Raw genomic sequence first — 19138 nt, 5'->3', positions numbered from 1 at the left:
GCGCGAAGCGCCAAGTCAGCGCCAGGCGGCTACGCCGCCGTGACGCGAGCACGTTCCGCTGCGGTGGCGGCTGAAGCTCCACGTGCCATCGCGGCATTGCGCAGTGGCGCCGTCGGGGGCAGCGCCCGAGCGGGAATGCGCCGGGGAATGGACGGTTTGGCCGTCGTGGTTGCGGTAGCTCTGATGGTTGTCGAGGTCGGATTCGTTCGGGGTGGAGTAGGCGTAGGCGTGAGCGGCGGGGGAATGCAGAATGAAAAGAGTAACGAGAAGGATTGGTGCGGTACGGCGAAGGACGACGTTGTTGCTCATGTTTTAGGCTTGCCTCACACGCTTGACGTTTGCCGTTTTTACTCTCAGTTCGTGATTCATGCGATCCGATTGTTCCTAAACGTGTGATTAAATCGTTCCGGACGGCGTTTGAGGAACGGGGCTTTCGGCATCCGAAGCAGTCCGTTGACACGTCCGGCAGGCGCGTATAATCCATACACCTACTTTAGATACTGCGCAGTTCCAGGAGTCGACGAAATGATCACCGACAAAAAGGGAAGCAAGCCCGGCGCAAAGGATCGGCCGATGATCGCACCCAAAAATCCGGTGCGCGTGGCAAATGAATCAGACCGACAAATCGTCGTTGCTGCCGCTCGGGCGGTTATCTCCGAACATCGTGATGTAATCAAGGCGCTGGCAAAGCGCTGATGAATGCTGGATGCCGCCTTTGTCCTTCAAATCCACGACGAAATCCTGATTGAGGAGCCGGGCTTGCCGGGCTTCGCCGGTCCAGGATTCGCGGGCCTTGAAAGCGCACTCCTTCGAATCGAGAACTGGTCCACATACGGCAATCTCAACGACGTGTTTGGTATCGCATCTATGTATGCGGTTGCGATCGCCCGGGGGCACATCTTTAACGACGGAAATAAGCGCACGGCTCTTGTTGCGGCATTAACTTACTTAAAGCTTCAAGATATTACTGTGCCCCGCGACGCGAGCCTGGAAGACGAAATGGTTGCGGTTGCCGAGGGTGCGACGGATGCAGCAACTTTCGCAAATCGACTGGCCTCCCTTGCTCTCGGCCTCAATGACCTTGAAACGTTAAAGCAATGACGGGCCACGCGACGTTTATTGTGATGTTCAAAAAAAACCCCGCGTAGCGCGGGGTTTGCGATTTAGACGGTTGGCCCTGACGCTCGCGTTACACGTTAAACAAGAAATTCATCACATCGCCGTCGTGGACCACATATTCCTTCCCTTCGGCCCGCATCTTCCCGGCTTCCTTCGCGCCGTGCTCGCCTTTGAATGTAATGAAGTCATCGAAGGCGATTGTCTGCGCGCGGATAAAGCCGCGCTCGAAGTCTGTGTGAATCGCGCCGGCAGCCTGAGGCGCAGTGTCGCCAATGTGAATGGTCCACGCCCGCACTTCCTTCACGCCCGCCGTGAAATACGTCTGCAATCCCAGCAGCTTGTAACCCGCGCGAATCACGCGATCCAGCCCCGGCTCGTCCATGCCGATATCGGCTAGAAACTCCTGCTTGTCGGCGTCGTCCAGATCCGCGATTTCCGCTTCGATCGCCGCGCACACCGCAACCACCGGCGCTTTCTCAGCTTCAGCGTACTTGCGCACCGCGTCCAGATGCGGATTGTTTTCGAAACCGTCGTCCTTCACGTTCGCCACGTACATGGTCGGCTTGGCGGTGATCAGGCACAGTGGCTTGATCAGCAGGAGTTCGTCTTCGCTCAGGTCGAGACCGCGCACCGGCTTCGCCTGATCGAGTTGCGCCTGGATTTTTTCGAGCAAGGGCACGAGTTTCGCCGCTTCCTTGTCGTTTCCCGAGCGCGCGGATTTGGCGTAACGATGATGCGCTTTTTCAACCGTCGACAAATCCGCGAGCGCCAGTTCGGTATTGATCACTTCAATATCCGCCAGCGGGTCGATCTTGTTCGCGACGTGAATCACGTTTTCATCTTCGAAACAGCGCACGACGTGCGTGATGGCATCGGTTTCGCGGATGTTCGCGAGGAACTTGTTGCCAAGGCCTTCGCCCTTGCTCGCGCCGGCGACGAGGCCGGCGATATCGACGAATTCCACAATCGCCGGCACCACGCGCTCGGGCTTGACGATTTCGGAAAGCGCCGCAAGACGCGGATCGGGCACTTCGACCACGCCGACGTTCGGCTCGATTGTGCAAAACGGATAGTTTTCGGCGGCGATGCCAGCCTTGGTCAGTGCATTGAACAGTGTGGACTTGCCGACGTTAGGCAAGCCGACGATGCCGCATTGGAGGCTCATGGAATCCTTCGAACTGGTGAAACGGCGTGCGCCGCGTGGGTCAACGCTGCATGTCGCGGTGCAGCGGGCGGCCACGTCATGGCGGGCCGGAAAAAACGATATTGTACCGCTGCGGCCCGGTACGCTGGGCGCGGCGGGGCAGCGCCGGATCTGCGGCCGAAACACCGTGTTGTACATCGAATCTCGAAATACCCCGGCGGCTATAATGCCCGCATGACTTTCCACTCTCGAAATTTTCACGCGGCCGTGGTTGGCGGTGGCCTGGTCGGCAAGACGGCGGCGCTCGCGCTGACGCAATCCGGCCTGCGCACGGCATTGCTCGCATCGCCCGCTGCGCCGCCGCCCGCCGCAGGCAGCTTCGATTCACGGATCTACGCGCTTTCGTCGAGTTCGCAGGCGCTGCTTGAACGGCTGCGCGTCTGGCAGGCGCTCGAGCGCGAAAAGCTCGGACCGGTGCTGGACATGCGTGTTTTCGGCGACGCTTTCGCCGAACTGCATTTTTCCGCATTCCAGGCCGCCGTGCCGCAACTGGCGTGGATCGTGGAGTCGTCGCTGATCGAGCGATCGCTCGATGCCGCCCTGCGTTTCCAGCCGAACCTCACGTGGATCGAGTCTCGTGCTCAAGGTCTCGTGATTCACGACGCCGCCGCGCATCTCACGCTCGCCAACGGCGAAACGCTTGAAGCCGATCTCGTGGTCGGCGCGGACGGCGCGCATTCGTGGGTGCGGGCGCAGACGGGCGCGAAGATGCATCGGCAGGAATATCGGCAGACCGGCGTAGTCGCGAATTTCAAGTGCGAAAAGCCGCACGCCGAAACGGCGTATCAATGGTTCCGCGATGGCGAGATCATCGCGTTGCTGCCGCTGCCGGGCGATTACGTGTCGCTCGTGTGGTCCGCGAAAACCGACCACGCCGACGCGCTCCTCAAACTCGATCCGGCGCAACTCGCGGCAGAAGTCGAGAAAGCCACGCAAAACATGCTCGGCACGCTGGAATGTGTGACACCGGCCCAAGGTTTTCCGCTCGCGCTGCAAACGGTCGATCGGCTCATCGGGCCACGCGTGGCGCTGGTCGGCGACGCCGCGCATCTGATTCATCCGCTTGCGGGTCAGGGCATGAATCTCGGCCTGCGCGACGTCGCCGCGCTTGCCGAAACGCTCGCGGGCAAGGAAGCCTTCCGGTCGGCGGGCGATCCAGTCCTGCTTCGCCGATACGAACGCGCTCGCCGCGAGGACATCCAGAAATTGACCATTGCGTGCGATGGTCTGCAGAGACTTTTCTCCATGCCCGGCACGCTTGCCCGTGCGGTGCGCAATACCGGCATGGCGCTCGTGGGCGCGCAGCCGCACATCAAGCGCTGGCTTGTTTCGGCGGCGCTCGGTTAAAAAGACGCGCGCACTCACCCACATACTTTCAGCATCACAGGAATCCGAATGAAAATCACTCTTCGCCGCGCTCTGGTCGCTGCTGCCACGCTGGCAGCGGTGTTTGGCATCGGCATTGCTGCCCAGGCCGATCAAACCACTGACAAGATCAAGTCCACGCTGCAATCGCGCATTGGCGACGCCGATATCAAGAGCATCCAGAAATCGCCGATTGCGGGGCTGTACGAAGTGAATCTCGGCTCGCAGATCGTCTACGCGGACGCGACCGGCAACTATCTGCTGATGGGCGATCTCGTCGATACCCGCACGCGCACGAATCTCACCGAAGCGCGTCTGGCCGAAACCAACAAGATCGACTTCGCCAAGTTGCCGTTCGAAAACGCGGTGAAGGTCGTGAAGGGCACGGGCGCGCGCAAGATCGCGGTGTTTTCGGACCCGAATTGCCCGTACTGCAAGCAGCTTGAAACCACGCTCAAGTCCGTCGATAACGTCACCGTCTACACCTTCCTGTATCCGGTCCTGTCGCCGGATTCGGCGTCGAAGTCCAAGTCGATCTGGTGCTCGAAGGACCGCTCCAACGCCTGGGAAGGCTGGATGCTCGACCACACCGCGCCGACTGCCGCAGCGAGTTGCGACACAACGGCTATCGATAAAAACCTGAAGCTCGGCCAGTCGATGAACGTCACCGGCACGCCCACGGTGTTCCTGGCCGATGGACGCCGTTTGCCGGGCGCTGTTCCGGCCGACCGGCTGGAAAAGGAAATCTCGGCGGTTCGCTGAAATCAGCGGCCGATCCAGACCAAGGAGGCGCGCGATGCGCCTCTTTCGCTTTCAAGCAGGCATCGCCGCCCGCGCCCGGCTCCAAGCCGGCGATAAGAACAAAGGACTTCGACGCATGAACGCCATCCGATACACCATCGTCCCGAAAAATCCCGCCGCGCATCTGTTCGAAGTGACGCTGACCGTGAGCGAGCCTGATCCGTCCGGCCAGCGCTTCGTGCTGCCGGTATGGATTCCGGGCAGCTACATGATCCGCGAGTTCGCGCGCAACATTGTGACGCTGCAGGCGTTCAACGCGGCCGGCCGAAAGATCGCCATCGATAAAACCGACAAGCATGCGTGGCAAACCGCGCCGCACGACGGTCCGATCACGCTGCGCTACGAGGTCTACGGCTGGGATTTGTCGGTGCGGGCGGCGCATCTGGATGACACCATCGGCTTTTTCAACGGCACGAGCGTTTTCCTGGCCGTGGAAGGGCAGGCGGAAGCGCCGTGCATTGTCGATATTCAAAAGCCTTCGGGCGCGCAATATGCAAACTGGCGCGTGGCCACGGCGCTGCCCGAAGCGCGAGGTACGAAACGCCTTGGCTTCGGTGCGTACGAAGCGCCGAACTACGATGCGCTGATCGATCATCCCGTGACGCTCGGCAAGTTCGCGCTCGGTTCGTTCAGTGCCCACGGCGCGAAGCACGACATAGTGATTTCGGGCCGCGTGACCGCGCTCGACATGCGGCGTCTCGAAACCGATCTCAAGCGCATTTGCGAATCGCAGATCGCGCTGTTCGAACCGCGCACGAAGAAGGCGCCCGTTGATCGCTATGTGTTCATGACCGTTGCTGTTGGCGATGGATACGGCGGCCTGGAACATCGTGCATCGACGGCGCTGATCTGCAATCGCTCGGACCTTCCTGTTACCGGACGGCCGGAGATGACGGAGGGATACAAGACGTATCTGGGTTTGTGCAGCCACGAATATTTCCATACGTGGAACGTAAAGCGCATCAAACCGGTGGTGTTCGCGCCATACGATCTGTCGCAGGAAAATTACACGTCGCTGCTGTGGCTGTTCGAAGGATTCACGTCGTATTACGACGACCTGATGCTCGTGCGCAGCGGCACGATCAGCGCGAGCGATTATTTCGCGATGCTGGGTAAAACCATCGGCGGCGTGTTGCGCGGTTCGGGGCGATTGAAGCAAACCGTCGCGGAAAGCTCGTTCGACGCATGGGTCAAATACTATCGGCAGGATGAGAACGCGGCGAACGCCATCGTCAGTTATTACCAGAAAGGCTCGCTTGTCGCGCTTGCCTTTGACCTGTCGATTCGCGCGCAAACCGCGGGCAGGAAGTCGCTTGACGACGTCATGCGTCTTTTGTGGCAACGCTATGGCCGCGATTTTTATCATGGAAAGGCGCGCGGCATAGAAGAGAGCGAGGTTGAAGCGCTGTTCGCCGAAGCCACCGGCGCCGATCTGAAAAAGCTGTTCCGCGAAGGCGTCCATGGCACGCGCGACTTGCCGCTGGAGACACTGCTGGAACCGTTCGGCATCAAACTCGCCGCCGATATCGCCACGAATGGCACGACAGGCAAACCGTCGCTTGGCGCGCGGGTTCGCACTGGCGCGGATTGCGTGCTCACGGCCGTTCACGAGAACAGCGCGGCGCAGAAGGCGGGTTTATCGGCGGGAGATGTGCTGGTCGCAATCGATGGCTTGCGCGTCACCGGATCGAATCTCGATTCGCTGCTTTCGCGGTATTTGCCGGGCGCAAAGGTCGAAGTGCACGCGTTTCGTCGCGACGAATTGCGCGTGGCGCAGGTCAAACTCGACGCGCCGGATGTTTCGCGCTACGTCCTTTCAACCACCGATTCCAGCGCCCAAACGAAGCAATGGCGTGAACGCTGGTTGAAAGGTTGACCCGGCGATGACACCAAAAAACGGATTGTTTCACCAGTGCAACGATCCGTCTTGAGTGCACAGCTTTTTCCCGATCGATTAAAAACGAAGAATGCGTCCTGTCAGAGCGCGTCCGCGCTCACACTCAACAAGGGACAGGAGTCATCATGACGACCATTCTTCAAATCAATTCCGCTGCCCGCTCGCAAGGCGCTCAATCCACATTGCTGGCCGACGAAGTATCGGCGAAGCTGCTGCAATCGCACGCGGGCGCGAAGCTCGTGGTTCGCAACCTTCTCGCAGATAACCTGCCGCATCTGGATGACGCCACGCTGGGCGCGTTCTTCACGCCCGCCGAAGCACGCACCGCCGAACAAAACGCGATCCACGCGAAGAGTGAAGCACTGATCGCCGAATTGCAGGCGGCTGACATTGTTGTAATCGCCGCGCCGATGTACAACTTCGGCATTTCGTCGCAACTGAAGACGTATTTCGATTGGATTGCACGCGCCGGCATCACGTTCAAGTACGGTGCGAACGGTGCTGAAGGCCTTGTGACGGGCAAGAAGGTGATTGTGGTGACGGCTCGCGGCGGCAAGTACAGCGGCACGCCGAACGATTCGCAAACGCCGTATCTGAAGACGTTCCTGGGTTTCCTCGGCATGACCGATGTCAGCTTCGTGTATGCAGAAGGCCTGGCAATGGGCCCGGACGCCGCTGGCGCTGCGTTGGCTACGGCGCGGGATTCGATCGCAGCGCTGTAGGTTGTTTTAGGCTGCTAAGTTGCTGAAAATTTTAAAAGCCCGCCGTGTCTTCATGACATAAGCGGGCTTTTTCGTTGACGCTTCAGTCTGGCAAATCAGGCAGACGCCAGTCAATAACCGGCCGTCCATGTTCTTCCAAATAAGCATTCGCCGAAGCGAAATGCCCGCAGCCCAAAAAGCCGCGATGCGCCGATAACGGCGACGGATGCGGCGCCTCAAGCACGCAATGCGCTTTTCCCGCCGCCACTGCGGACGCAATCAACCCGCGCTTCGCCTGCGCATGCGCGCCCCAGAGCATGAACACGAGATGCTCGTGGCGCATCGCGAGTTCGTGAATCAGCGTGTCGGTGCAATGTTCCCAGCCGCGTTTGGCGTGGCTGCCGGCTTTATCGCGTTCCACGGTCAGCGACGTGTTCAGCAGCAACACGCCTTGCTGCGCCCAGGCATCGAGGCAACCGTGATTGGGCGCGGCGAAGCCAAGGCTCGCGCTGATTTCCTTGAAGATATTGCGCAGCGAAGGCGGCGGCCGAACCGGCGCCGGCACGGAAAACGCCAGACCATGCGCTTGCGGCGCGCCCCGATCTTCGCCGTGATACGGATCTTGTCCGAGGATCACGACTTTCACGTCGGCGGGACTCGTCAGGCGCAGCGCACGAAAGACATCGGCGGGATACACAGTCTTGCCGGCGGCGCGTTCATTGTCAACGAACGCGCATAACGCGGCGTAATGCGGACTGTCGATAAACGCCTTCAGATGCTTGCGCCAATCAGCCGGCAACGCGGCGAACTGGTTTTCGAGCGACGTGAACGGGTGATTTCTCGACGCGTCTTCTGCCTCGAACAACGACGCCTGATTCATTTCACGCCACCGTTCGAACCTTCCGCTTTCGGATCGCACAATTCGTAGCCACGTTGCGCCTTGCTCGCGTTTTCGGGCTGGAGGTAGAGGAATGCGCCGCGCATCTGGGCGGCGAGATTCGTCAGGCCGGCTTCTTCGCCGGACTTGAGTTCGAGTTCGAGTTCGCTGATTGGCGCGGCGCGGCGTGCGCCATTGATATCCGTAATGACTTCCCCGAGATCCAGGGCCGCTTCGATTGTCGCGCCGTCGATTTCGACGTTCCAGATCACACGGTCGAAATCAGTTCGGAAAAGTGCCGTCAATTCCGGCGCCGCATTACGGAGTGCGTTGCGCGCGTGCTCGTCGTCGCAATGTTCGAGCAGCTTGTCGATTTCGAGCGCTTCGCCCGCGACGGGCATTTCCCATTCATGCCGGCTATGCATTCCATCTGCCGATTCCCCCGCCGTCTTGTACGTCTGCAGCCATTGACCCGGCGCACCTCGCAAACGCAGTGCGCTTTTCGCCTTGGCGAGCGCGCGATTGGCGGTATCGAAATAAACGTTTGTCAGATGGATTTTTTGACCTTCCTGACCGGTTCGTTTCGTCAGATCCTTAGCAATTTCATCATGGTTTGACGTTGGCAGCGCCAGCTTGATCTCGCGTTCAATACTCAAAATAAACTCCGTGCAACAGCGTCAGAAGAACATTCGCGCCAGTTCGGTGCCGGGGTCGTCGGCGCGCATGAACGCTTCGCCGACCAGGAACGTCTGCACGTCCATTGATTGCAGCCGCTCGACATCCGCGCGCGACAAAATGCCGGATTCGGTCACTACAATACGCTCTTGCGGCACCATTTCCAGCATGCCGATGGTTGTTTCTATCGACGTTTCAAAGGTGCGGAGGTTCCGGTTATTTATGCCAATCAGCGGTGTTTTCAACGTGAGCGCCTGCATGAGCTCGTCCTGATCGTGGACTTCCACGAGCACAGCCAGACCCAGCGAATGGGCGTACGCTTCGAGATCGCTCATTTGCGCCGGCTGCAGGGCGGCTGCAATCAACAAGATGCAATCGGCGCCCATCGCGCGGGCTTCGAGGATCTGATACGGATCCACAATGAAGTCCTTGCGCAGAACCGGCAAGCTGCACGCGGCGCGCGCTTCTTCCAGATACGCCACGCTGCCCTTGAAGAACTGCACGTCTGTCAGGACCGACAAACACGCGGCGCCGCCCCGTTCATATGATTTCGCGATATCGACTGGGACGAAGTTTTCGCGCAGCACGCCCTTTGACGGGCTCGCTTTCTTCACTTCGGCGATAACCGCGGCTTTGCCCTCTGCGTGCCTGGCGCGCAATGCACCGACAAAGTCGCGCGAGTCGCGTGCACTCGCCTGCAAACGCAACTCTTCAACCGAAACGCTTTCTTGCGAAATCCGGATTTCGTCGCGCTTGACCTGGATGATGCGATCGAGAATGTCACTCATGTTGGGTTCCGTTATTTGGCGAACTGCTGTGTGAATCGCACGAGTTCATCGACTTTTTCACGCGCCCGACCGTTCGCGATCACTTCCTTCGCGAGCCGCATGCCATCTTCAATCGATTCCGCCACGTTCGCGGCATAAAGCGCCGTGCCCGCGTTCAGCGTGACGATTTCGCGCGCAACGCAAGGCTTGTTGTTGAGCGCGCCAAGCAGCATGGCTTTCGATTCCTGCGCATCGGCTACTTTAAGCGTCCGGTTCGACACCATCTGCAAGCCGAAATCCTCGGGATGAATCTCGTACTCGCGCACTTCGCCGTCGCGCAGTTCGCCCACGACCGTCGCCGCGCCCAGCGAGACCTCGTCCATGCCGTCCTTGCCGTACACGACCAGCACGTGCTTGGCGCCGAGGCGCTGCATCACGCGAACCTGGATACCGACGAGATCCTCGTGAAACACGCCCATCAACTGATTCGGTGCGCCCGCCGGATTGGTCAGCGGCCCGAGAATGTTGAAGATGGTCCGAACGCCGAGTTCCCGACGCACCGGCGCAATGTTCTTCATGGCCGGATGATGGTTCGGCGCGAACATGAACCCCATGCCTGTTTCAGCGATGGATTGCGCCACGTGCACCGGCTGCAAATCGATATTCACGCCGAGCGCCTCGAGCACGTCCGCGCTGCCCGATTTACTCGATACCCCGCGATTTCCGTGCTTCGCGACCTTCGCACCGGCTGCTGCCGTCACGAACATGGTGGCCGTCGAGATGTTGAAGGTGTGCGATCCGTCGCCGCCTGTGCCCACTATATCCACGAGATTCTCGCTGTCCGGCACGGTCACGTGATTCGCAAATTCGCGCATCACGGTCGCCGCCGCAGCAATCTCGCCGATGGTTTCCTTCTTCACGCGCAATCCCGTGATGATCGCGGCGGACATCACCGGCGACATCTCGCCGCGCATGATCGTGCGCATCAGATGAAGCATTTCATCGTGAAAAATCTCGCGATGCTCAATGGTCCGTTGCAGCGCTTCCTGGGCCGTAATGGTCATGTTCTGATCCCGGTTCACGCGCGTTCGCCTTGCTTCGCGTGCTTGATGAAGTTTTCGAGCAGCGCGTGACCATGTTCGGACAGGATCGATTCCGGATGGAACTGGACGCCTTCGACCGCGAGTTCCTTGTGACGCACGCCCATGATTTCGCCGTCGGGCGTCCACGCCGATACTTCCAGGCAATCCGGCAGCGATTCGCGCTCGATCGCGAGCGAGTGATAACGCGTCACACTGAAATGTTTCGGCAAGTCGGCAAACACGCCGCGGCAGTCCGTTTCGATCGTGCTGACCTTGCCGTGCATGATGGTTTGCGCGCGGACCACGCGGCCGCCGAACGCTTCGCCAATGGCCTGATGACCCAGGCACACGCCAAGAATGGGAATCTGGCCGGAAAACTCGCGCAGCACGTCGAGCGTAATGCCAGCGTGTTGGGGATTGCTCGGTCCAGGCGAAAGGCAAATCCGCTCGGGATTCAGTTTCGCGATTTCACTGAGGGTAATTTCGTCGTTGCGGAACGTCCGCACGTCCTGGCCCAGTTCGCCGAAATACTGGACCAGGTTATAGGTGAACGAATCGTAGTTGTCGATCATCAGCAGCATGGTCTTTCTCCGGATCAGAAGTCGCTATCGAGGCCGTCTTGCACTTGCTCGGCGGCGCGCAAAACCGCACGCGCCTTGTTCTCCGTTTCCTGCCATTCGGATTCGGGCACCGAATCCGCGACCACGCCGGCGGCGGCCTGCACGTACAAATTGCCCTTGTGAATCAGGCCTGTGCGAATTGCGATGGCCAGATCCATTTCGCCCGTGAACGACAGATAACCGCAAGCGCCGCCATACAGGCCGCGTTTCACCGGCTCCAGTTCGTCGATGATTTCCATTGCCCGCACTTTCGGTGCGCCCGAAAGCGTGCCGGCGGGGAAGGTCGCGCGCAGCACGTCGAAGTTCGTCGTACCGGGTTTCAGCTTGCCTTCCACCGAACTCACGATGTGCTGAACATGCGAATATTTTTCGATCGCCAGCTTGTCCGTCACGATCACCGAGCCGGTTTGCGCAATCCGGCCGACGTCGTTTCGTGCCAGATCGATCAGCATGACGTGCTCGGCCACTTCCTTGGGGTCGTTCAGCAACTCGGTTGCGAGTTCGGCGTCGCGCTCGGGCGTATTGCCGCGCGGCCGCGTGCCGGCGAGCGGACGGATGGTGACAATGCGTTCTTCGCCGCGCTTTTCCTGGCGCACCAGAATTTCCGGCGACGCTCCAACCACGTGAAATTCGCCGCCGAAGTTGTAGTAATACATATACGGCGACGGATTCAGCGATCGCAACGCGCGATACAGCGAAAGCGGGTTATCGCGGAACGGCTTGACGAGGCGCTGGCCGACCTGAACCTGCATCAACTCGCCCGCCGCGATGTATTCCTTCGCTTTCCTCACGGCGTTCAGATAATCGTCTTTCGCAAACTCGCGATACGTCTCCGTCCGCACGCTCGCCGACGTTACCGGCGGCTGCACGGTCGTACGCAAACGCGCACGCAACTCGCGCAGGCGCTGCTTGGCCCTGGTATAGGCCTCGGGCGCGGTGGGATCGGCGTAGACAATGAGATACAGCTTGCCGGCGAGGTTGTCGATAACCGCCATTTCCTCGGTCAGCAGCAACTGGATATCAGGCAAGCCGAGATCGTCACGCGGGGCCGAGTGCGCCAGCTTTTTCTCGATATAACGCACGGCGTCATAGCCGAAATACCCTGCCAGACCGCCGCAAAAACGCGGTAATCCCGGACGTTGGGCGATCTTGAACCGCTTCTGGAATGTTTCGATAAACGTCAGCGGATCAACTTCGCTCGTTTCGATGACCTGCCCATCTTTCACTACTTCCGACACGCCGTTCTGCACGCGGATCATCGTGCGCGCCGGCAGGCCGATGAACGAATAGCGGCCGAAGCGCTCGCCGCCCACCACGGATTCCAGCAGGAACGAGTTGGCACCATTGCGCTCGGACTGAGCGAGCTTGAGATAAAGCGAAAGCGGCGTTTCGAGATCGGCAAGCGCCTCGGCGATCATCGGAATACGGTTGAAACCTTCATTCGCCAGCGATTGGAATTCGAGTTCGGTCATGTTCTGATCCTTTGCGTGTCGCTCGTTGGTTTTTGCGACATCGGGCACTTATTGGGGCGCTGCGGAAACTCTGCCGCGCGGCGCGAAACCCGCTTGGATTGGTGCGTCGGCCGGGGCCTCACGCGCTGCATGTCCGATTATCAGGTCTCAACGCTGTTCACGAAACCGTGTGGCGCGAGAGGCAAGAGAAAAATCGGGTGCGGCGGGTGATGCGCATTGAGCCGGGCATCAAAAGGTAAAACAAGTCAGCGGGATCGGCGCGCGGAGTGCGCAGCGAAACAAAAAACGGTTGCCGAAGACACGCTTCAGCGGACCTCGGGCGAGGTTAGCGCGACCAGCGACGCCAGGGCCAGGCTCCCCGGTCGATGCTGCTCAGACTCCGTTTTTTGTTCAGAAACATGAGGGAATGAACTATTCAGTCTGTATTGTCGCGCCGGATGCATCGGGCGCGGCCATGGTTGCTGCTATTGCCTGTGCGGCAGCCAGCAGGGAAGAAACTATACCATCGGATTTTATGAGGTGCACGGGTTTGCCGTGGTTGTATCCGTAAGGCACCGTAAGCGTCGCCATACCGGCTGCACGGCCCGCCAGCGCGTCATTCTCCGAATCCCCGATGGCAACCGCTTCCCGCGGCAGAACGTCAAGACGTTCGCAGGCAATCAGCATGGGCGCGGGATCGGGCTTCTTCTGCGGGACCGAGTCGCCACCAAGCACGACCTTGAAGTATTCTGCCAAGCCGAATTTGGTGAGCAGTTCCACCGCGAACCGGTGCGGCTTGTTGGTCACGCACGCGAGCGGCAAGCCGAGATTTCGCAGCGCCTTCAGCCCTTCCGTCACCTCCGGAAACAGCGTCGCGCGCTGCCCGTTGATGCGCGCGTATTCCGTCTGATAGATCGCGAGGGCGTCGTCGAATCTGGTGTTTGCTTCCAGCGCGGAAAAGCGCACGGCCAAGACGCTGCGGATCAGATTCTCCGAACCCTTCCCTATATACGCGGTCACTTCGTCCCGGTCAGTTGCTTTCGTGCCGATGCGCGCGAGCATGCCGTTGAGCGCCGCGGTGAAATCGTCTGCGGTATCGACCATGGTGCCGTCCAGGTCGATGATCGCCGCCCGCAACGTCTTGTTGGTAAATGCCGGAAGCTCGGCGGTAAGTTCGCTCATCGTGCATCCCCGGTGTTCACTTTCGCCAATTCCGCGCGCATCTTGCCGATGATTTCGCTGTAGTCATGGTGGCCGAAGATTGCCGATCCCGCCACGAACGTGTCTGCACCGGCTTCGGCGATTTCGCGGATGTTCTCGATCTTTACTCCGCCGTCCACTTCGAGATGAATTTCCCGTCCGGTCCGCTCGCGATATTCGTCGATTCGCCGGCGCGCTTCGCGCAGCTTGGTGAGCGCTTCGGGAATGAAGGACTGGCCGCCGAAACCCGGATTCACCGACATGATCAGCACCAGATCGACCTTGTCCATCACGTAATCAAGATGACTCAGCGAAGTCGCCGGGTTGAAAACCAGGCCAGCTTTACAGCCGTGATCGCGGATCAGCGAAAGCGTCCGGTCGATATGATCCGAACCTTGCGGGTGAAAACTGATCACATTCGCACCGGCTTCGGCGAAGTCCGGCACGATACGGTCCACCGGACGCACCATCAAATGCACGTCGATAGGCACGGTGGTGTGCGGCCGCAGCGCCTTGCAGACCATGGGTCCGATTGTCAGATTCGGCACGTAATGGTTGTCCATTACGTCGAAATGGATCCAGTCCGCGCCGGCGGCGACCACATTGCGCACCTCTTCACCGAGAATGGCGAAGTCGGCGGACAAGATACTGGGGGACAAGCGGAATTGCGTCATGACGTCGGCCGGTTGCGAGCGGGAAACGCATTTTACCGCGACGCGACGTTTTTGACCGCTGACCGAATGGCTAACGCGTGCGGCCCGCGCCTGGGCTTTTCCCCTAACGGCACTACTCCGGCGGGGTTTCAAAGGCATGACAAAGCCCTTGCGAAGCGCCGCGTTCTGTTGCGGGCGCTGGCTGCATGAAGCAGAATGCGTCACCTGACGTTCACGCAAATTCGCGTAACCGCGCGGTCGCCGGCCTTCGGGCCGCACCGCGCTCAGCACATCTTGAATTGGAAAAGCGATGAGCCAGTATGAATTCAGCGTATCGGTCCAGACGCAATATCTTCCTGACCAATCAGAACCGGATGCTCACCAGTTTGCGTTCGCGTACACGCTGACCATCCGGAATACCGGTCAGGTTGCCGCGCAGTTGATCTCGCGGCACTGGATAATCACGGATAGTGAAAACGTGGTTCAGGAAGTGAAAGGGCTGGGCGTGGTGGGCAATCAGCCGTTATTGCCGCCGGGCGAAAAATTCGAGTACACAAGCTGGGCCGTGATCGCGACGCCAGTCGGCACCATGCGCGGTTCGTATTTTTGTGTGGCCGAGGACGGCGAGCGGTTCGAGGCGCCTATTGCCGAGTTCGCGCTGCACATGCCGCGCACGCTGCATTGAACAGCATTGCGCGTTGCTAGCGCCTGTTTTTCTTTTTGCCGGACGCCGTCCACGCGACGATAAAAACCAGCAAAAGCAGCGCCACGAGTGACTCGAGCGCAAAAACAAGCATTGGATATTCGTCGAATAGATCTGACATGGCGGTTCTCATCAAGAACGAACATTGTAAGCGTTTCACCTTCTCGGCCGCCGGATTGGCGGCTTGGGCGCTCTCCATCACCACGGCCGTTTTGCTCGCGTCATGCGGTGGAGGCGGCGCGATCAAATCCGGATATCAAGCCCCGCCAACCGGCGCGCCGATCATCACGGGGCAGCGGGCGGCCAACCGGCTGACCGCCGTGAGCTGGCAGCAGGTTCCTGGCTGGCAAGACGATTCCCTGCTGGGCGCAACCGCGGCGATGCGTCAGAACTGCAGCCGGCTTGCGCAACAGCCTACATGGCGGCGCGCGTGCGCAGCGGCCCAACGGCTCGACGATCTCGACATGAATGCCGCCCGGGAATTCTTCGAGGCTTACTTCACACCGTTCCAGTTGGCCAACACCGACGGCACGCTGGATGGCCTCGTGACCGGTTATTACGAGCCGTTGCTGCGGGGTTCGCGCACGCGGCATGGGCCGTATCAATACGCGTTGTATCGTTGGCCGTATCGATTCAAAGCGGGCACTTCATTGCCGGCGCGCGCCCAGCTTGAAAGTTCGGGCGTGTTGAACGGCAATGAGCTGGTGTGGGTCGATGATCCAATTGAAGCGTTTTTCCTTCAGGTCCAGGGCTCGGGGCAGGTTGTGATGGAAGATGGCACGACAATGCGCGTCGGTTTCGGTGGAACAAACAACCAGCCGTACAAATCGATTGGCCGCGAACTGCTGGATCGGCGCGAACTGACGCCTGCGCAGGCCACGATGCAGGGCATCAAGGCCTGGGCGAAAGCGAATCCCGCGCGCGTCGATGCGTTGCTCGACGTGAATCCGCGCTTCGTGTTTTTCCGCGAGATGCCGGGAACGGAAACGCTCGCCGCGGGCGTGGGGACCGGGCCAGTTGGCGCATTGGGCGTTCCGCTCACGCCGGAGCGGTCGATTGCAGTCGATCCATCGTCGATCCCGTTGGGAACGCCGGTTTTCCTTCAGACCACGCGTCCTTTGAGCAACTCCCCGATGAACCGGCTCGTGTTTGCCCAGGACACCGGCAGCGCGATCAAAGGCGGCGTGCGCGCGGACTATTTCTGGGGGCTGGGCGATGATGCGGGAGATCTCGCCGGCCGGATGAAGCAAGGTGGCCGCATGTGGTTGCTGCTGCCGAATTCTTAGGAATTGCGCAGCCGTTCCTTGGTGAACGGCTGCTTGCTGATGCGGATTCGAAGATCAGGTTACAGCGTTGCGCCGGTCGATCACCCGTCGCGCCTTTCCGACCGAGCGTTCGATCCCGTTCACATCCAGCAACCGGATCACTGCGCTCACACCAATCAACGCTTTTATGTCGCAAGCAAGCGCAGCGCTGGCTTGATTGAGCAAGACGGCGTCAGGTGCTGTCTCGGGACAAGGTTCGATATTCAGCGTGAGCACGTCGAGCGGTCCTTCCTTGGTCAGCACGATTTGATAGTGCGGCGCCAGCGCGTGTTGCCTGAGTAATAGCTCCTCGATCTGCGTCGGGAAAACATTCACGCCTCTCACGATCATCATGTCGTCCGAGCGGCCAGTGATTTTTTCCATTCGCCGCATGGTCCGCGCGGTTCCAGGCAGAAGGCGGGTGAGATCGCGCGTCCGGTAGCGGATGATCGGTAACGCTTCCTTTGTCAGCGACGTGAATACGAGTTCGCCCAACTCGCCGTCCGGCAGTACTTCGCCCGTATCCGGATCGATGATTTCCGGATAGAAGTGATCTTCCCAGATCGTTGGACCATCCTTCGTTTCTACGCATTCCGACGCTACGCCCGGTCCCATGACTTCCGACAATCCATAGATATCCACTGCATCTATGCCCATGCGTTTCTCTATGGCGGCGCGCATATCGTTGGTCCACGGTTCAGCGCCGAAAATTCCGATCCGCAGCGAACAGTCGGCCGGATGAACGCCCTGGCGCTCGAGTTCGTCGGCAATGGACAGCATGTAGCTGGGCGTCACCATAATGATGTCGGGGCGGAAATCCTGAATGAGCTGAACTTGCTTCTCGGTCTGGCCGCCGCCGAACGGAATGACGGTCAGGCCGGCCCGCTCGGCGCCGTAATGAGCGCCGAGGCCGCCGGTAAAGAGGCCGTATCCATAACTGACATGCACCTTGTCGCCACGTCTCGCGCCGGCTGCGCGAATGGAGCGAGCGACAAGATCTGACCATGTGTCGATGTCCTTTGCCGTATAGCCCACGACCGTTGGCTTTCCCGTTGTTCCCGACGAAGCGTGAATCCGTGAAATTTGATCATGCGGCACGGCGAACATGCCGTACGGATAGTTATCGCGGAGATCCTTTTTTGTCGTGAAGGGAAAGCGCGCGATGTCGGCGAGACTCTTGACGTCATCCGGATGCACACCAGCGTCGTCGAACTTGCGCCTATATACCGGCGAATTCTCGTACGCGTGCGCGATCGACCATTTGAGTCGTTCAAGCTGCAACGCGGTAAGTTCGTCGCGGCTTGCTGTCTCTATTGGGTCCAGTGGAAGCGGGGCGGTCATGGAATGTCTCCTTCCAGTTTTTTAGTCGTCTATTTGCAACCCGAATGTAGCTTGCCCGGGCGCTATGTTGTTTTGAGCGGTTGTGCCGCAGCTCAAGGTTATATGGCAACGAGGTTGCCCTTGATCTGGGACGACTTGCCCCGGAACATGGCGACTGTTTCTTCGTCACGATTCGTCACCCGGATGTCGTAGATTCCCGTCCTTCCCGTGAGCGATTGTTCGATTGCCTCAGCAGTCAACATGTCGCCGCTCTTGACAGCCCGCAAGAATTCGATTGAGCAGCCGGCTGCAACCGTGTTGATGTTGTATGAGTTGCAAGCGAAAGCAAATGTTGAATCGGCCAGCGTGAAAATCAGTCCGCCGTGACAAATGCCGTGACCGTTGAGAAAGTCATCGCGCACGTTCATTTGCATGCGCGCATAGCCTGGGCGCACTTCTTTCAGTTCGAGGCCGAGCGCGCGACTACATGCGTCCGCTTCGTACATGGCTTGCGCGGATGCATCGGCAAGTTCCTGAGGCGTCATGGCTGTCCTCTCCAAAATCAATGCGATTGGTTTTTCAAAGACCTTCGAATCGTGGTGGGCGCTTTTCCTTGAATGCAGCGACACCCTCTGCGTAATCGTGCGAGTCGCCGAGTTCGCGCTGAACGTCGCGTTCGAGGTCGAGCTGCTGATCCAGCGTGTTGTTGGCGGCGGCACGGATTGCGTGTTTGATCGCTGCGATCGCCTTTGCCGGTTGCTGCGCGAGCTGCGCCGCAAGTGCCTGCGCGGCGCTCGGCAGATCGGCGTCGTCCACAACCTTCCAGACCAGACCCCATGCGTGTGCTTGCTCCGCGCCCAGCTTGTCGCCAGTCAGCGCAAGGCCCATGGCGCGCGCTTCGCCCACGCGTCTTGGCAGCAGCCACGTGCCGCCGGAATCCGGCACCAGGCCAATCTTCACGAAAGCCTGGACGAAGCTCGCGGAACGTGCCGCCACGATCAGGTCGCAAGCCATCGCCAGATTGGCGCCTGCTCCCGCCGCCGTTCCATTCACTGCAGCAATGACCGGCAGACGGGACGCCTGCAGACGACGCACGAGCGGATTGAAATGCTGATCGATCAGCGCACCCAGATTTGTCATTGCGCCGGGCGTGAAGTCCAGGTCGGCAAGATCCTGTCCCGCGCAAAAACCACGGCCCGCGCCGGTGATCACGAGCGCACGGGCGTGACTTCCTTCAATTTCATCGAGCGCCCGGCTCAATGCCTCGTGCATGGTCCGCGTGAAGCTATTCAGTTTCTCAGGACGATTCAACGTCAACGTGGCCACGTGCGTGTTGTCGTCTATGTCGATGACAATCGAGTTGTTGTGGTCGGACATGAAGTCTCCTTTGACTGCCTGT

23 protein-coding genes are annotated in these 19138 nt (G+C 59.7%); 9 read left to right on the top strand and 14 right to left on the bottom strand.

Translation table 11 applies throughout. From position 1 onward, the window contains the following. Window positions 1–15: 15 nt before the first annotated feature. The gene (locus ACRWA7_RS31045) at window positions 16–309 is read right to left on the bottom strand and encodes a DUF3761 domain-containing protein (protein ID WP_438394490.1); all 294 of its coding nucleotides are present in this window, start codon (window positions 307–309) and stop codon (window positions 16–18) included. 216 nt (window positions 310–525) lie between these two features. On the opposite strand from ACRWA7_RS31045, the gene ACRWA7_RS31040 reads away from it, so the two are divergent. Both ACRWA7_RS31040 and ACRWA7_RS31035 read left to right on the top strand, forming a co-directional pair. After that, window positions 526–696 carry a hypothetical protein gene (locus ACRWA7_RS31040; RefSeq protein ID WP_157766726.1) on the top strand — a complete coding sequence of 57 codons (171 nt, stop codon included), beginning with the start codon at window positions 526–528 and terminating at the stop codon, window positions 694–696. Between the two features lie 3 nt (window positions 697–699). Then, on the top strand, window positions 700–1101 hold the full coding sequence (locus ACRWA7_RS31035; RefSeq protein ID WP_438394486.1) for a type II toxin-antitoxin system death-on-curing family toxin: 402 nt from the start codon (window positions 700–702) through the stop codon (window positions 1099–1101). Between the two features lie 88 nt (window positions 1102–1189). Here the strand turns inward: ACRWA7_RS31035 and ychF are convergent, their stop codons facing one another. Next, window positions 1190–2284, bottom strand: a complete 1095-nt coding sequence (ychF, locus tag ACRWA7_RS31030; protein WP_438394484.1) for a redox-regulated ATPase YchF — start codon at window positions 2282–2284, stop codon at window positions 1190–1192. Here ychF and ACRWA7_RS31025 point away from each other — a divergent pair. The 5 genes from ACRWA7_RS31025 to ACRWA7_RS31005 all read left to right on the top strand — a co-directional run bounded on the left by ACRWA7_RS31025 (window position 2283) and on the right by ACRWA7_RS31005 (window position 7108). Next, window positions 2283–2501, top strand: coding sequence for a hypothetical protein (locus ACRWA7_RS31025; protein ID WP_060858896.1), 219 nt, complete (start codon window positions 2283–2285; stop codon window positions 2499–2501). The two genes, ychF and ACRWA7_RS31025, sit on opposite strands and share 2 nt — an antisense overlap. Then, complete coding sequence (locus ACRWA7_RS31020; protein WP_438394481.1) at window positions 2498–3670, top strand: UbiH/UbiF family hydroxylase; 1173 nt, start codon at window positions 2498–2500, stop codon at window positions 3668–3670. Before ACRWA7_RS31025 ends, ACRWA7_RS31020 begins: the two co-directional genes overlap by 4 nt. 48 nt (window positions 3671–3718) lie before the next feature. Beyond that, window positions 3719–4450, top strand: coding sequence for a DsbC family protein (locus ACRWA7_RS31015; RefSeq protein WP_060858894.1), 732 nt, complete (start codon window positions 3719–3721; stop codon window positions 4448–4450). A gap of 115 nt (window positions 4451–4565) precedes the next feature. Then, window positions 4566–6365 carry a M61 family metallopeptidase gene (locus tag ACRWA7_RS31010; RefSeq protein ID WP_438394478.1) on the top strand — a complete coding sequence of 600 codons (1800 nt, stop codon included), beginning with the start codon at window positions 4566–4568 and terminating at the stop codon, window positions 6363–6365. Between the two features lie 146 nt (window positions 6366–6511). Further along, on the top strand, window positions 6512–7108 hold the full coding sequence (locus tag ACRWA7_RS31005; protein ID WP_438394475.1) for an FMN-dependent NADH-azoreductase: 597 nt from the start codon (window positions 6512–6514) through the stop codon (window positions 7106–7108). A gap of 82 nt (window positions 7109–7190) precedes the next feature. Here the strand turns inward: ACRWA7_RS31005 and ACRWA7_RS31000 are convergent, their stop codons facing one another. From ACRWA7_RS31000 to rpe, 8 genes are all read right to left on the bottom strand, one after another. Next, window positions 7191–7967, bottom strand: a complete 777-nt coding sequence (locus tag ACRWA7_RS31000; protein WP_438394472.1) for a uracil-DNA glycosylase — start codon at window positions 7965–7967, stop codon at window positions 7191–7193. Further along, window positions 7964–8620 carry a CYTH domain-containing protein gene (locus tag ACRWA7_RS30995; RefSeq protein WP_438394469.1) on the bottom strand — a complete coding sequence of 219 codons (657 nt, stop codon included), beginning with the start codon at window positions 8618–8620 and terminating at the stop codon, window positions 7964–7966. The genes ACRWA7_RS31000 and ACRWA7_RS30995 overlap by 4 nt, the downstream gene beginning before the upstream one ends. A 21-nt stretch (window positions 8621–8641) precedes the next feature. After that, a complete protein-coding gene (gene trpC, locus ACRWA7_RS30990) occupies window positions 8642–9427 on the bottom strand; it encodes an indole-3-glycerol phosphate synthase TrpC (RefSeq protein WP_438394467.1) in 786 nt (261 codons plus the stop codon). A gap of 11 nt (window positions 9428–9438) precedes the next feature. Then, window positions 9439–10470, bottom strand: a complete 1032-nt coding sequence (trpD, locus tag ACRWA7_RS30985; protein ID WP_438396838.1) for an anthranilate phosphoribosyltransferase — start codon at window positions 10468–10470, stop codon at window positions 9439–9441. Window positions 10471–10484: 14 nt separating this feature from the next. Next, on the bottom strand, window positions 10485–11069 hold the full coding sequence (locus ACRWA7_RS30980; protein ID WP_438394465.1) for an aminodeoxychorismate/anthranilate synthase component II: 585 nt from the start codon (window positions 11067–11069) through the stop codon (window positions 10485–10487). Between the two features lie 14 nt (window positions 11070–11083). Then, window positions 11084–12580 (bottom strand): anthranilate synthase component I, encoded by a 1497-nt coding sequence (gene trpE / locus ACRWA7_RS30975; protein WP_438394463.1) that lies wholly within the window; start codon window positions 12578–12580, stop codon window positions 11084–11086. Window positions 12581–12991: 411 nt separating this feature from the next. Continuing rightward, a complete protein-coding gene (locus tag ACRWA7_RS30970) occupies window positions 12992–13741 on the bottom strand; it encodes a phosphoglycolate phosphatase (RefSeq protein WP_060858887.1) in 750 nt (249 codons plus the stop codon). Beyond that, window positions 13738–14433: a ribulose-phosphate 3-epimerase gene (gene rpe, locus ACRWA7_RS30965; protein ID WP_060858886.1), complete on the bottom strand. Its 696-nt coding sequence runs from the start codon at window positions 14431–14433 to the stop codon at window positions 13738–13740. Before rpe ends, ACRWA7_RS30970 begins: the two co-directional genes overlap by 4 nt. Window positions 14434–14722: 289 nt before the next feature. Here rpe and apaG point away from each other — a divergent pair, with 289 nt between their 5' ends. Continuing rightward, window positions 14723–15097, top strand: a complete 375-nt coding sequence (gene apaG / locus ACRWA7_RS30960; RefSeq protein ID WP_060858885.1) for a Co2+/Mg2+ efflux protein ApaG — start codon at window positions 14723–14725, stop codon at window positions 15095–15097. Window positions 15098–15113: 16 nt separating this feature from the next. Here apaG and ACRWA7_RS30955 read toward each other — a convergent pair whose 3' ends face one another. After that, window positions 15114–15236 carry a hypothetical protein gene (locus ACRWA7_RS30955; RefSeq protein ID WP_279616273.1) on the bottom strand — a complete coding sequence of 41 codons (123 nt, stop codon included), beginning with the start codon at window positions 15234–15236 and terminating at the stop codon, window positions 15114–15116. Here ACRWA7_RS30955 and mltA point away from each other — a divergent pair. Continuing rightward, window positions 15235–16401 carry a murein transglycosylase A gene (gene mltA / locus ACRWA7_RS30950; protein WP_438394457.1) on the top strand — a complete coding sequence of 389 codons (1167 nt, stop codon included), beginning with the start codon at window positions 15235–15237 and terminating at the stop codon, window positions 16399–16401. The genes ACRWA7_RS30955 and mltA overlap by 2 nt on opposite strands. A gap of 54 nt (window positions 16402–16455) precedes the next feature. Here the strand turns inward: mltA and paaK are convergent, their stop codons facing one another. From paaK to paaG, 3 genes are all read right to left on the bottom strand, one after another. Further along, window positions 16456–17760, bottom strand: coding sequence for a phenylacetate--CoA ligase PaaK (gene paaK, locus ACRWA7_RS30945; RefSeq protein ID WP_438394455.1), 1305 nt, complete (start codon window positions 17758–17760; stop codon window positions 16456–16458). Window positions 17761–17858: 98 nt separating this feature from the next. Beyond that, window positions 17859–18284 carry a hydroxyphenylacetyl-CoA thioesterase PaaI gene (gene paaI, locus ACRWA7_RS30940; protein ID WP_438394453.1) on the bottom strand — a complete coding sequence of 142 codons (426 nt, stop codon included), beginning with the start codon at window positions 18282–18284 and terminating at the stop codon, window positions 17859–17861. 34 nt (window positions 18285–18318) lie between these two features. Continuing rightward, window positions 18319–19116 (bottom strand): 2-(1,2-epoxy-1,2-dihydrophenyl)acetyl-CoA isomerase PaaG, encoded by a 798-nt coding sequence (paaG, locus tag ACRWA7_RS30935; RefSeq protein ID WP_438394452.1) that lies wholly within the window; start codon window positions 19114–19116, stop codon window positions 18319–18321. Between the last annotated feature and the right edge of the window lie 22 nt (window positions 19117–19138).

The organism is Caballeronia sp. DA-9 (genome assembly GCF_051615025.1).
In the GTDB taxonomy this organism is placed as follows: domain Bacteria; phylum Pseudomonadota; class Gammaproteobacteria; order Burkholderiales; family Burkholderiaceae; genus Caballeronia; species Caballeronia sordidicola.
Note: the sequence above shows the minus strand (reverse complement) of the source record. Positions and strands in the feature narration are given on the sequence as shown.